Genomic DNA, 13,195 nt, shown 5'->3' on the forward strand with positions numbered 1-13,195 from the left:
GAGTCGCCAATGAACGCGCCCACCGATCTTTCGATGAAAACCGATGAAGTCCTGCGGGTGGAATTGGAGGTCTTTCGCCGCCAACACCGCGATTTGGACGAGGCAATTGAGGCGCTTCAAGCCAAAGGAACTTCGGACCAACTGACGATCAAGCGGTTGAAAAAGCAGAAACTGCGGCTGAAAGACATCATCCGCCTGATCGAAGACCGCCTGACCCCCGATATCATCGCCTAAGGCGCCTGAACCGCATTGCCACATAGGCGGATTTGGCTATAGTGCGCGCTCTTTCCGAAGGCAGGGGCGCAACAGCTATGAGCGATGTGAAAGTAGGGATCATCATGGGCAGCCAGTCGGATTGGCCCACGATGAAAGAGGCCGCCGATATTCTGGACGAACTGGGCGTCGCCTATGAGGCGCGCATCGTCTCGGCCCATCGCACGCCGGACCGCCTTTGGGACTATGGTAAATCCGCTGTTTCGCGCGGCTTACACGTGATCATCGCGGGCGCAGGCGGCGCGGCACACTTGCCCGGTATGATGGCGTCAAAAACTCGCGTTCCGGTGATCGGCGTGCCAGTGCAGACCCGCGCATTGTCGGGTGTGGATTCGCTTTATTCCATCGTGCAGATGCCCAAAGGCTTTCCCGTTGCGACCATGGCAATTGGATCGGCTGGCGGGGCCAATGCAGGGCTGATGGCCGCTGGCATTCTGGCGTTGCAGGATGCAGCATTGGCAGAGCGACTGGATGCCTGGCGGGAGGCATTGTCTGCCTCAATCCCTGAGGAACCTCAGGGATGAGCCGCATCGGGTTCATCGGTACTGGCCACATCGCTGCGCCGATTGCACGGCTTATGGCCTCGAAAGGCCACGACATCTACGTTTCGGAACGCAATGTGCAGGTATCCTCGGCCCTCAAAGCCGAGCTTGGAGTCAGCGTCGGCACCCCGCAAGAGGTGATTGATGGGTCAGACATTGTGTTCCTTTGCCTGCGCCCGCAGATCGCTGAGGACGTTCTTTCTCCGTTGAGCTTTCGTGCCGATCAGCAGATCGTTTCGGTAATGGCCGCCGTGTCTCAGGCACAGCTTGCCGCACACTGCGCGCCAGCATCTGATTTCGTGCAGACCATCCCGCTGGGGTTCCTGCAGAGCGGAGGTTGCCCCTTGGCCGCTTACGGCAATGACAACCTGTTGGCTGATCTATTTGAGCCTGAAAACCCTGTGGTGAAAGTTGCAGATGAGACCGCGTTGAACGCTCATTTCGCCGTCTGCGCAATGGTTCCGGGCCTGCTGGATCTGATGGCGACCGGAGCTGAGTGGCTGGCGACGCAAACCGGCGACGATGATGGGGCGGAATTCTATACCACGCAGCTCATATCCGGCTTTCTGGCGACAATGCAGAAAGGCTCAGCCGGACGGCTTGCCGAAGAGCGCGACGCGCTTGCAACGGATGGCACGCTGAGCCTGCAGATGACGCAAACCCTGCAATCGGGCAAAGCGCATGATACATTGCGCGACGCACTATCGGCCATTGGACAACGTTTGGAGAAGAAGTGATGAGTGAGATGCTCGCCCCCGGTGCAACCATTGGAATATTGGGTGGCGGTCAGCTGGGCCGGATGCTGTCCGTGGCAGCGGCACGGCTGGGCTTTACCACACATTTTTTTGAGCCCGGAGCGAACCCACCCGCCGGTCAGGTAGCGGATCGGGTCACCACGGCAGCCTATGATGATGCCGACGCGCTGGCAGCCTTCGCCGCTTCAGTCGATGTGATCACTTACGAATTCGAGAACATTCCGACCCACGCACTTGACCTGCTGGAAAGCCACCGCCCCATCCGCCCCGGGCGAGAGGCGCTGCGCGTAAGCCAGGACCGGCTGACCGAAAAGACCTTTCTGCAAAGTCTGGGCCTGAAAACCGCCCCCTTCGCTGATATCACCGATCTGGAAAGCCTGCAGGCCGCGATTGATGAAATCGGCACCCCTGCGATCCTGAAAACCCGACGCTTCGGCTATGACGGCAAAGGGCAAGCCCGTTTGCGTACACCCGAAGATGCCGAGGCAGCTCTGGCCGATATGGCAGGTGCGCCGTCGATTCTGGAGGGATTCGTGGACTTCAGCCACGAGGTTTCAGTCATCGCTGCGCGCGGTCTGGACGGTCAGGTCGCCTGTTTCGATCCCGGCGAAAACGTACATCGTGATGGCATCCTTCATACGACTACCATTCCAGCTCGGTTGTCTCCGGCTCAGAGAACGGATGCCATTTTGCTGGCAGCCAACATTCTGAACGCGCTGGACTATGTCGGCGTTATGGGGGTTGAGCTGTTCGTGACGCCTGAGGGGCTGATTGTGAATGAAATCGCGCCGCGCGTTCATAATTCGGGCCATTGGACGCAAAATGGCTGCGCCGTGGATCAGTTTGAGCAACATATTCGCGCCGTGGCCGGTTGGCCCTTGGGCGATGGCCAGCGACACTCGGATGTTGTGATGGAAAATCTGATAGGCCACGACATGGACCGCGTGCCCGAACTGGCGCGCGAAAGGGATGTTGCGCTGCATCTCTACGGTAAGGCCGAGGTCAAGGCGGGTCGTAAGATGGCGCATTTCAACCGGATCGTACGCAAGGGGTGATTGCGCTGACGCGCGATGCCCCCGGCGGGGATATTTTTTGGCCAGATGAAGCTGGGATCAGCTTAGAAACCGCGTTGCGATATCTCCTGACATATAGCTGACGCGCCCGCCCGAAAAGGTGGCAGCGACACGGTGTGTTGCGGCGTCAAGTATGACAATGTCTGCGCGTTTGCCCGAACACAGGTCTCCGCGATCTTCGAAGCCGAGCACCGATGCCGGGCCAGATGAGACCAATGCCCATGCGCAAGCCATGTCCAGCAGGCCGGATTTGACCAACATCAAGGCCGCGCGACGCGGGCTTGGATAGTGATAATCTGACGCCAGCGCGTCACACAGACCCATGGCGATCAAGTCCAAAGCGCTAGCATTCCCTTTGTGCGAGCCGCCCCTGACGACATTGGGTGAACCAAGGATAATGTGGTCCCCACCCGCGCGGGCGGCCTCGGCCGCATCAACGCTTTCCGGAAATTCCGAGATCATGACACCACGATCACGCCACTCCGTACGATCCTGCGCTGTGGTGTCATCATGACTACCCAGACGAACGCCTTGATCGCTTAGCTTGGAGCATAGGGCATCCAATGCAGCCGGTACTTCACTGGCGCGTGCGTGCATGGATAGCAACATCTCAAAATGCGCCTCGGGGTTACGCCCGGCCTTCAATGCTTGCCCAGTCAAGCGCGGAGGCTTGCGCCCTTGCGACAGCCGGTCATGCGGCAGGTGATCATTCAGGACCACGTAAGACACCTGCCATTCTTCGATGCGCCCGGGCAGAGTTTCGTAATCGTTCAGCATGTGGGTTTCAAAACGCAGCTGAGGGATCAGATCTGTCACGACATCATTCCGAACCGAAGCGATGGCCTCGAAGACTTGCCCCGCAAACTCGGGCCCGCGCACACCACCTTCCCAGCTGAAAAACTGAGCCAGAACGGCGGTCGTTATGCCGTTCGCCGCCAGCTCTGCCTCGACCGACCGTATGCCCTCTGCCATCTGTTTCATGGCCCCGCGACGGGGCGCGATGTGGCGCTCGAACCCGTCGCCGTGCAAATCGATGATGCCCGGCAAGACGAGGTAACCCGACAGATCGATTTGCCGCCCTGCCCTATCGGGCTGAATGCGACCTTCGGCGATGCTCAGATCGGCGCGTACCATCCCTTGACCAGGCAGCAGAACATCTGCGCCGGTTAGCGTAAGTTCCAATGAGTTCATTGAGTGCGCTCCGAGTCCGGTTCCGAGCAGTCTTCACCGAGGCAGATTTGGTCGATGATATCCATCACTCCATCCAGCCACGTAATCTGGGGATCGAACTGTCCAAATTCGATGAAATGCAGTGTCTGGGCCATAACACGTGGGTTGTTCATCATAAAAGTATGCGTCACGGGCAAGATAATGTGATCCGCCATACCTTGAACCTTGGTGGTCTCTATCGAGACCTTTCCATCATCAGGCCCATCGATCAGTGACGAGAAAAGTGGATTCAACGAATTCTCGCCCGCGATGACCCCCAGATCGAAATCAACATGCGGCAAACGGCGCGGAATACCCTCGGGACCTGTACCCAATGCCAGCCCTGCGGGGCCGTTCAGAAAACCAAACACCTCCCAAGCGCCAAGCTCATCCACAAGTTGGCTGCCCTGGTTCGGGGGCCCAAGCATCACGACGCGCCCCAAGTTATCGGGATCGTGGTCCTGCAGCCAGTAGCGCAACAGGATGCCACCCATCGAATGGGCCACAACATTCACCGTATCATCCCCGCAGGCTTCGAATGCGCTTGGTATGGTCTGGTTGGCCAATTCTGGTATCGGCAAATCGGTCGAGGGATAGCCAGGCCTCACCACGGTATAGCCATGGGCATGAAACAGCTGTTCCATAACCGTAAACGAAGCCTCGGTGCGCGCGAGCCCGTGCAGCAGCACGACGCACTTGGCGTGAGCTATTGCAGGCACGAGGCACAACAAAAAGGCTGCTACAAACTTCATACACGCCAAATAAGACGTTACCGGTGGTGAGGGAACCCCTAGCCGCGACTGCGGCGCGCGACTGCCAGCGCAATACCGCCCAATACAAAGCCAGCCCCAAGTATCAATCGCAGGTTGGCGACCTCAGCCAACAGGGCAACTCCGGCGGCGATTGCAATGACCGGCACGCTGAGTTGCACAATCGCAGCGATTGCGGGAGTGAGCTGTGGCAGAACTCGGTACCATAGAGCATAGCCCAGACCGGACGTGACGGCCCCGGATAAGGTAGCTAACCCGTAGCCCAGCGCAGTCATTTGCCAGTTGCTGCCCAAAAGCAGCAGGGCCAACCCTGTGATAGGCAACGCTACAATAAAGTTTGCAGCCGTTCCCGACAGCGCATCAGGTTCCGATCGCCCTGCGATGGAATAAACTGCCCACCCAACGCCCGCTGCGATCATCAGGCTGGCTCCAACCGGATCAACCTGAACCGCTCCGGCGGGCCAAAGGACAAAGGCCAGACCACCCAACGCGATAGCTGCTCCCAATATTTGTCGTGTTGTGGGTGCCGCACCGGTCAAGGCACCAATCGCAAACATGGTGATCTGCACCACTCCAAACAGGATTAATGCGCCTATGCCCGCGTCGAGAGTCAGATAAGCGACAGAAAACCCGATCATATAGAGCGACAGCGACCCTGCCCCAACAACACGCCGACGATTAAACACTGGGATCGAGCTGCCCCGAAACACAACCAGTGCCGCCAGCATCAAGGCACCGGACAAAACTCGAATGACGGCAAATCCTGCTGGATCACTGGCACCGCTATCGATTGCTAGCCGATTTAGGATCGAATTTGCCGCAAAGGCGCACATGGTCAGAGAGGTCAATAGAAACAGGCGCATATCACCCGCATAGAGGTTTCAGCGTGGTTTGCACACTCACTTTTGTGCGCATGGCATGGGTGGTCAATGAATATCTCTGCTTCCACTCAAACAAAACGGGGCCGCCCATAGGCGACCCCGCATTTAAGCTCTAAGGCTTAAGCAGCTTACATCATGCCGCCCATGCCGCCCATGTCGGGCATGCCGCCACCGGGGGCTGCGCCTTCTTTGGCGGGCTTGTCGGCAACCATTGCTTCGGTGGTGACCAGCAGGCCAGCAACCGATGCCGCATCTTCCAGAGCAGTACGGACAACTTTGGCCGGGTCGATCACACCGAACGAGAACATGTCGCCATATTCTTCGGTCTGTGCGTTGAAGCCGAATGCGGCGTCGGAAGATTCACGAACCTTGCCTGCAACAACCGCGCCGTCAACGCCTGCGTTCTCAGCGATCTGGCGCAGCGGCGATTCGATGGCCTTGCGCACGATGTTGATGCCTGCGTTCTGGTCGGGGTTTGCACCTTCCAGAGCGTCCAGTGCTTTACCAGCCTGAACCAGAGCAACACCACCGCCCACAACAACGCCTTCCTGAACGGCAGCGCGTGTCGCGTTCAAAGCATCGTCCACACGGTCTTTACGCTCTTTCACTTCCACTTCGGTCATGCCGCCGACGCGGATAACGGCAACACCGCCTGCCAGTTTGGCAACGCGCTCTTGCAGTTTCTCACGGTCGTAGTCCGACGAGGTTTCTTCGATCTGAGTGCGGATCTGGGCAACACGTGCTTCGATCTCGGCTTTCTCGCCAGCACCGTCGACGATGGTGGTTTCGTCTTTGGTGATTTCGATCTTCTTGGCGGTGCCCAGCATGTCCATGGTGACGGACTCGAGCTTCATGCCCAGATCTTCGCTGATGACCTGACCGCCGGTCAGGATTGCGATGTCCTGCAGCATGGCTTTGCGGCGATCGCCGAAGCCCGGTGCCTTGACAGCAGCAATTTTCAGGCCGCCGCGCAGCTTGTTAACAACCAGAGTTGCCAGCGCTTCGCCTTCAACGTCTTCCGCGATGATCAGCAGAGGCTTCTGCGATTGGATCACCTGCTCGAGCAGCGGAACCATAGGCTGCAGCGAAGACAGTTTCTTTTCGTGCAGCAGGATCATGCAGTCGTCGAGTTCTGCGATCATCTTGTCTGCGTTGGTGACGAAGTAAGGCGACAGGTAGCCACGGTCGAACTGCATACCTTCGACAACATCGGTCTCGGTTTCCAGACCTTTGTTTTCTTCGACAGTGATAACGCCTTCGTTGCCGACCTTCTGCATCGCGTCTGCGATCTGCTGGCCAATCTCGGCTTCGCCGTTGGCCGAGATGGTGCCAACCTGAGCAACTTCGGCCGAGTCTTTGACTTCACGCGAAGCCGACTTGATGCCTTCGACAACCTTGGCGGTCGCCAGGTCGATGCCGCGCTTCAGGTCCATCGGGTTCAGGCCAGCTGCAACCTGCTTCAGACCTTCGCGAACGATGGCTTGTGCCAGAACGGTAGCGGTGGTGGTGCCGTCGCCGGCTTCGTCATTGGTGCGGCTGGCAACTTCTTTCACCATCTGCGCGCCCATGTTTTCGAACTTGTCTTCCAGTTCGATTTCCTTGGCAACCGAAACACCGTCTTTGGTGATGCGCGGTGCGCCGAAGGATTTATCCAGAACCACGTTACGGCCTTTGGGGCCCAGGGTCACTTTAACAGCATCAGCCAGAACATTTACACCGGCCAGCATGCGGTTACGGGCATCGGTGTCAAATTTGACGTCCTTTGCAGACATGTTGTCTCTCCTTGAGAAAATCTATTGAGATGAAGATCAGAGAAAGCGCTAGGGCTTACTCGATGATCCCCATGATGTCGCTTTCTTTCATCATCAGCAGCTCTTCGCCGTTGACCTGAACCTCGGTGCCCGACCATTTGCCGAACAGGATCTTGTCACCAGCTTTTACAGCCATCGCGATCAGTTCGCCGCTGTCCTTGCGCGCGCCTTCGCCGGTTGCGACGACTTCGCCTTCGCTGGGCTTTTCTTTTGCGCTATCAGGGATGATCAGGCCGCCTGCGGTTTTTTCTTCGCTTTCAACGCGACGGACCAACACACGGTCATGAAGCGGTTTCAATGCCATCTTTGCAGCTCCTTAGGCTCAAAGTTTGTTTATCCTCCCCTCGCCGACTGACGAGGCGTTAGCACTCATGCTTGCCGAGTGATAACGACGCATAGCTAGGGGGTCACAAGAAACGAGTCAACAAGCTGCCAGAATATTTTTCAGCGCATTAACTTCAGATTGTCCCGTTTACACTTTGCCTTTGCTGGCTAATCTGGCCGAAAATCATTTGATAGAGGTGAAATCGATGCGCCGGTGCAGGTTCAACGCAGCCAAATACCTGTTTTTGTCCATACTGTTAGTTGGATTCGGCGCTCCGGTGCAGGCGCAAACTCTGACTCAGACCGTTGCATCATGGGAACGTCAGCTAGAAGCGCGGATTGGGATACTTTTGGTTGGCATCGATGGCGATTGGGAGGTCTCGTACAAGGCAGATGAGCTGTTTCCGATGTCCAGCACATTCAAGCCGCTTTTGTGCGGTGCGATCTTAGCCAGCGTAGATGACGGCACCCAAAGCATTTCAGATCATGTGGCATATAAAGCAGCAGATTTGGTCGAATACTCGCCTGTTACCAGCAAACATGTTGATGCGGGAATGACGGTTGGCGAACTGTGCAAGGCGACGATGACGATCAGCGATAACACAGCGGCCAATCTTTTGTTGCAACGTTTGGGCGGGCCCGCCGGGCTGACCGAATTCATTCGCGCAACAGGCGACGGCATCACTCGGCTGGATCGCCGGGAGACGGAATTGAACGAAGCCACACCAGGAGATCCACGCGATACAACGACCCCACGGGCAATATTGGCGACTCTGGATCACCTATTGTTCGGCGAGGTCCTCTCGCCCGCATCTTCAGCTCAATTGAGGCGATGGATGATCGAGGATCAGGTAGCCGACGAACTTATCCGTGCGCACGTCCCGTACGGTTGGGAGATCGGTGACAAGACCGGTGCAGGAGGTCACGGCAGTCGCGCGATTGTCGCCTTTCTGCAATCACCCGAGCCGCGCACCTATCTGGCGGCTATCTACATGACCGAGAATGAAGCTCCATTTCCAGAACGCAACGCGGTGCTTTCGGACATCGGAAGAGCGATGATTGATAAGATCAGTGCGCGAACAGAGTGATCAGTGACAACAATCAATGCCTATCTCTAGTCGGCATCTTCCCAACTATATGCCCAGTGCTTTAAGCCCTCGATTCCGGATACGGACAGAGCGTAGACACCCTTTTCAACCTTCTCAAACCAGCCATAATGGTTGTCATACATCAAGCGTGTCGCCGTACTGACGCCTGTTTCCTGCGCAACAATTGACCCTTTGACCGCGCCATGCTCTGCCAGATGGGCCGCACATTTGAGCGCGTCCTGTCGATAGGCCGTCACGATTCCGTGGCGCGTGGCACCCCCTGCGTTTGGGTCCCCCTCCAATCGTTCAAACTCACGCAGTAATCGCCTGGCTTTATCCCTGTCCTTTCGCGGCGAATAGGGTCCGGGGTCGCATTGAACCTCAACTGTCCCATCTTTCCTCACTGTAATAAGGCCCAGTCCCAGACGTCGGCACAGCGACAGGTTATCCTTCAGCGCCCTACGCGCGGTACGACCTTTGGGTTTGTAAACTCCGATATAGACTTGATCGGTCACCTTCAGGCGTGTGATCGCCTGATGGAACAGAGCAAGACTGAAACGCAGTTTGAGTTCAACGATCACGGGCTCTTCGCCATCGCGGATGGCCACGACATCCGCGGCCCCAACCTCTCCTTTTACGGTATAGCCTTGTCGTTCCAATAACGCTTTGATCGGCGGATAGAGGTCTTGTTCAAGCTTCATGCGGCCATGCTATGCAGTTTCACGCGGATTGCCAGACGCAGTGTCAAAACAAACCAAGTTGCAGGCCAAAAGAAGGCAGGGGTATGAATTGGGCGTCGACATAAATTGCGGAAGGAATCCCATGCGCCTGCTAAGCATTTGTATTTGTCTGCTGCTCCCACTCACCGCTTATGCAGCATGTGAGGGGCGCGACCTAAGGCTTGATTTGTCCGCTGAGGCACAGGCTGCGTTGGACAACACACTGCGGGACACTCCGTTTCCAGAGGGCAACCACTGGATCGCAACGAAGGGCGATACGGTCCTGCATCTGATCGGCACGCTGCACACCAACGATCACCGCATGGGGCCGGTGGTCGACAGATTGACACCCGTGCTAAGCAAAGCCGATGCCTTCTATTTCGAAGTAACGAAGACCGAGATGGAAGCATTTGAAAAAGACCTGTCAGATGACCTGAGCCCGGTGTTGATTACTTCAGGCCCCACTTTGATTGATCTGATGTCGGAACAGGACTGGGCTACGCTGTCGGCGACACTGGCCGAGCGCGGTATCCCCAGCTGGATGGCCGCGAAGATGCGCCCATGGTTCCTAAGCATGATGCTGGGTATTCCGCCCTGTCTGATGGATACCCCAGATTTTGATCGGGGCATGGACACGCGCCTGACCGAGTTGGCCGAGGCACACGGTATCCCACAGCACTCGCTCGAACGGATTGAAGACCTTATCGCGATGTTCGACAGCCACTCGCTAGAGGACCAAGTCGCCTCGCTGACCCGTATGTCCGGCGCCTTACAGGCGGGCAGTGATCAGATTGTGACGATGGCGAATGCCTACATCGAAGAACAACACGCCGCGATTTTGGAGCTAGCCAAGATACAGGGACTTGAGGCCTCTGGCTTGACACCCGAGGAATTTGACGCCGAGTGGCGAAGCTTCGAGGACCAGCTTCTGGTGCAGCGGAATGCAAATTGGATGGCAAAGATTCTTGAGCTAAAGGATCAGACGGCGGTCATTGCCGTCGGTGCCGGGCATCTAAGCAATGACTATGGCTTGCTAAACCAATTACAGGAGGCGGGATATCACTTGGAACGCTCTGAATTCTGGTGGGTCAGACCAAGGGTCGCAGCGGGTTTCCTTGCGGGTGACAACCGAGATTGACCGCCCTATAAGGCGCGCAAATCCACATTCCTCAGGACACGCGACATGACAACGCTAGTATTTGGCCACAAATCTCCCGACACCGATTCCACCGGCTCTCCGATCCTGTGGTCATGGTATCTGAACGAAGTGAAGGGTGAACATGCCCAGCCCGTTTTGCTGGGCGAGCCCAACACCGAAGCGGCGTTCATGCTGGAACGCTGGGACCTGCCTAAACCGCAGATCATCGAAGACGTCGCCGAAGATGCACCGGTTGTCATTGTCGACACCAACAATCCGGCGGAACTGCCAGCCGGCATCAACAGCGCCGACATCCGCGCCATCATCGACCACCACAAGCTGGTCGGCGGGCTTGAAACCAAAGGTCCCATCGATATCACTGTGCGGCCGCTGGCTTGCACAGCCACTATCATGGTCGATCTAATGGGCGATGATGCCGCTAAAATGCCCGACGCCATTAAAGGCGCGGCCCTTACCTGTATCTTGTCAGACACGCTGGAGTTCCGCTCGCCCACCACCACCGCGCATGACCGTGCGGTCGCTGAGAAACTGGCGGCAGAGCTTGGGCTGGATGTTTCGGCCTATGCCGCCGACATGTTTGCAGCGAAATCGGATGTGTCATCTTTCTCAGACGCCGAACTGATCCGTATGGACAGCAAGGAATACGAAGTCGATGGCACCAAGTTCCGCGTGTCGGTTCTGGAAACCACAGCCCCCGGCGTTGTGCTGGACCGCAAGGACAGCATTGCAACTTCGATGGTGGATGTCGCCAAAGAAGATAGCGTCGATCAAGTGCTGCTATTCGTCGTCGATATTCTGAACGAAGAGGCGACCCTGCTGGTTCCCAATGATCTGGTCAAAGGTGTTGCCGAAAAAAGCTTTGGCGCAACCGTGAACGGTGATGCAGTGGTATTGCCCGGGATCATGAGCCGTAAGAAGCAGATTATTCCAAACCTCAAGGTCTGATCTCCGGACACAGAAGGCGCCCAATTGGGCGCCTTTCCTTTTTGCGAGGCTCTGCCTCGCGCTCCGGGATATTTTTAGCCAGATGAACAAGGGTTTCTGATTTCATCTGTTGCGCTTTGGGCCACAACTCTGGCCAATCTTGCCGCGCTCTGCCATAGGCTTGGCATCTCGCATTCTATGCTGCACGAGGCGCGCCATGACCCAAATCGTTTCTTCACTCGCCGAAATCTCTGACAGGTACAAAGCGCTGTTTGTTGATTTGTGGGGATGCGTCCACAATGGAATCACCGCCTACCCCGAAGCCGTGGCCGCTCTGCAAGCTTATCGACAAAAAGGGGGCACCGTGGTTCTGGTGACCAACTCACCCAAACCACGAGCCGGTGTTGCAGAACAGCTTGCACAATTCGATGTGCCTTCGGACGCGTATGACACGATCGCAACCAGCGGCGACTCGGCGCGTTCAGCCATGTATCGCGGGGCGGTGGGCGAGAAGGTCTATTTCATGGGTGATTGGCAACGAGACGAGGGTTTTTTTGAGCCTCTGAAGCTGCTGGTTCATCCAATCCAAATCGAACGTGTCCCGCTGGACGAGGCCGAAGGCATTGTTTGCTGCGGCCCATTCGACGCTATGGTCGATCCGGACGTAAACCGGCCAGATTTTCTTTATGCCAAGCAAAAAGGACTGAAATTGCTCTGCGCCAATCCGGACATCGTTGTGGACCGAGGTGAAACGCGAGAGTGGTGCGCCGGAGCTTTGGCGCGGCTTTACACTGAGATGGGAGGCGAAAGCCTGTATTTCGGCAAGCCGCACCCACCGATCTATGATCTGGCGCGGAGAAGGCTACAGGCCATTGGAGTCGATACCTCGGATGCCGAGATACTGGCGATTGGTGACGGACCGCAGACAGACATCGCAGGCGGCATGGGGGAAGGCATTGACACCTTGTTCATCACAGGTGGTCTGGCCGCTGCCGAGACCAAAACCGCACATCATCCGGATGAAGATGCATTGCGGGCCCATAACGACAAGGAACAGATCAATCCAACCTATTCGATTGGTCGATTGAGATAACAAAAAAGGGCTTGATTTTCTGCGACTGCGAAGTAATAAAGTTGCCGAAGAGCGGCAACTGATGGTCTTTTGTTGCTCATGCGATCTCTGACGAGGACAACATGTTGGACAACCTTCCGCGCGGAACGATTTGCATCGAAGACATCGAAATGGGCATGTCACGGCACCTTCGCAAAGTGGTGACGGACGAAGACATCGAGATGTTCGCCCAAGTCTCGACCGACCGGAATCCGGTTCATCTGGATGATGACTATGCCCGCGATACGATATTCGAAGGGCGTATCGCGCATGGTATGCTGACCGCTGGCCTGATCTCTGCCGTGATAGGCGAGCAACTGCCCGGTCACGGTACGGTTTACATGGGCCAGTCTCTCAAATTCCTTGCCCCTGTACGTCCGGGCGACACGGTTTACGCCGAGGTTAAGGTGATCGATATCGATTTCGCCAAGCGACGGGTGAAGCTGGATTGCCACTGCGCAGTTGACGGCAAAAAGGTGCTTGTAGGCGAGGCTATGGTGCTGGCGCCGAGCCGTAAATTCGACTGACCTTTTTGGCCGTTATCCTCTGGCTGCCA

General features: G+C 56.7%; 15 protein-coding genes. 9 read left to right on the top strand and 6 right to left on the bottom strand.

Annotation, left to right across the window (positions count from 1 at the left end):
• Positions 1 to 9: 9 nt before the first annotated feature.
• From ACR0B3_RS08300 to ACR0B3_RS08315, 4 genes are all read left to right on the top strand, one after another.
• Complete coding sequence (locus ACR0B3_RS08300) at positions 10 to 234, top strand: YdcH family protein (protein ID WP_010441787.1); 225 nt, start codon at positions 10 to 12, stop codon at positions 232 to 234.
• 77 nt (positions 235 to 311) lie between these two features.
• Complete coding sequence (gene purE, locus ACR0B3_RS08305; protein WP_170723639.1) at positions 312 to 797, top strand: 5-(carboxyamino)imidazole ribonucleotide mutase; 486 nt, start codon at positions 312 to 314, stop codon at positions 795 to 797.
• Entirely contained in the window at positions 794 to 1,552 is a 759-nt protein-coding gene (locus ACR0B3_RS08310; RefSeq protein WP_480808644.1) for an NAD(P)-binding domain-containing protein, read from the top strand. Before purE ends, ACR0B3_RS08310 begins: the two co-directional genes overlap by 4 nt.
• Complete coding sequence (locus tag ACR0B3_RS08315) at positions 1,552 to 2,625, top strand: 5-(carboxyamino)imidazole ribonucleotide synthase (protein WP_480808645.1); 1,074 nt, start codon at positions 1,552 to 1,554, stop codon at positions 2,623 to 2,625. The genes ACR0B3_RS08310 and ACR0B3_RS08315 overlap by 1 nt, the downstream gene beginning before the upstream one ends.
• 57 nt (positions 2,626 to 2,682) lie before the next feature.
• Here the strand turns inward: ACR0B3_RS08315 and ACR0B3_RS08320 are convergent, their stop codons facing one another.
• The 5 genes from ACR0B3_RS08320 to groES all read right to left on the bottom strand — a co-directional run bounded on the left by ACR0B3_RS08320 (position 2,683) and on the right by groES (position 7,618).
• Complete coding sequence (locus ACR0B3_RS08320; RefSeq protein WP_480808646.1) at positions 2,683 to 3,834, bottom strand: alpha-D-ribose 1-methylphosphonate 5-triphosphate diphosphatase; 1,152 nt, start codon at positions 3,832 to 3,834, stop codon at positions 2,683 to 2,685.
• Positions 3,831 to 4,604: an esterase/lipase family protein gene (locus ACR0B3_RS08325; RefSeq protein ID WP_480808647.1), complete on the bottom strand. Its 774-nt coding sequence runs from the start codon at positions 4,602 to 4,604 to the stop codon at positions 3,831 to 3,833. Before ACR0B3_RS08325 ends, ACR0B3_RS08320 begins: the two co-directional genes overlap by 4 nt.
• A 38-nt stretch (positions 4,605 to 4,642) precedes the next feature.
• A complete protein-coding gene (locus ACR0B3_RS08330; protein ID WP_480808648.1) occupies positions 4,643 to 5,485 on the bottom strand; it encodes a DMT family transporter in 843 nt (280 codons plus the stop codon).
• Positions 5,486 to 5,631: 146 nt separating this feature from the next.
• Positions 5,632 to 7,275: a chaperonin GroEL gene (gene groL, locus ACR0B3_RS08335; RefSeq protein ID WP_480808649.1), complete on the bottom strand. Its 1,644-nt coding sequence runs from the start codon at positions 7,273 to 7,275 to the stop codon at positions 5,632 to 5,634.
• A gap of 55 nt (positions 7,276 to 7,330) precedes the next feature.
• Complete coding sequence (gene groES, locus ACR0B3_RS08340) at positions 7,331 to 7,618, bottom strand: co-chaperone GroES (protein WP_010441779.1); 288 nt, start codon at positions 7,616 to 7,618, stop codon at positions 7,331 to 7,333.
• 226 nt (positions 7,619 to 7,844) lie between these two features.
• Between groES and bla the strand changes: the two genes are divergently transcribed.
• Positions 7,845 to 8,726, top strand: a complete 882-nt coding sequence (bla, locus tag ACR0B3_RS08345) for a class A beta-lactamase (protein ID WP_480808650.1) — start codon at positions 7,845 to 7,847, stop codon at positions 8,724 to 8,726.
• 26 nt (positions 8,727 to 8,752) lie between these two features.
• Here the strand turns inward: bla and ACR0B3_RS08350 are convergent, their stop codons facing one another.
• A complete protein-coding gene (locus tag ACR0B3_RS08350; protein WP_480808651.1) occupies positions 8,753 to 9,427 on the bottom strand; it encodes a DUF2161 domain-containing phosphodiesterase in 675 nt (224 codons plus the stop codon).
• Positions 9,428 to 9,548: 121 nt separating this feature from the next.
• On the opposite strand from ACR0B3_RS08350, the gene ACR0B3_RS08355 reads away from it, so the two are divergent.
• The 4 genes from ACR0B3_RS08355 to ACR0B3_RS08370 all read left to right on the top strand — a co-directional run bounded on the left by ACR0B3_RS08355 (position 9,549) and on the right by ACR0B3_RS08370 (position 13,166).
• Complete coding sequence (locus ACR0B3_RS08355; RefSeq protein ID WP_480808652.1) at positions 9,549 to 10,583, top strand: TraB/GumN family protein; 1,035 nt, start codon at positions 9,549 to 9,551, stop codon at positions 10,581 to 10,583.
• A 45-nt stretch (positions 10,584 to 10,628) separates the two neighbouring features.
• Positions 10,629 to 11,549 (top strand): manganese-dependent inorganic pyrophosphatase, encoded by a 921-nt coding sequence (locus ACR0B3_RS08360; RefSeq protein ID WP_480808653.1) that lies wholly within the window; start codon positions 10,629 to 10,631, stop codon positions 11,547 to 11,549.
• Positions 11,550 to 11,745: 196 nt separating this feature from the next.
• On the top strand, positions 11,746 to 12,621 hold the full coding sequence (locus ACR0B3_RS08365) for a TIGR01459 family HAD-type hydrolase (protein WP_480808654.1): 876 nt from the start codon (positions 11,746 to 11,748) through the stop codon (positions 12,619 to 12,621).
• A gap of 101 nt (positions 12,622 to 12,722) precedes the next feature.
• The gene (locus tag ACR0B3_RS08370; RefSeq protein ID WP_480808655.1) at positions 12,723 to 13,166 is read left to right on the top strand and encodes a MaoC family dehydratase; all 444 of its coding nucleotides are present in this window, start codon (positions 12,723 to 12,725) and stop codon (positions 13,164 to 13,166) included.
• Positions 13,167 to 13,195: the final 29 nt, after the last annotated feature.

This window comes from Ruegeria sp. CE9 (assembly GCF_056537425.1).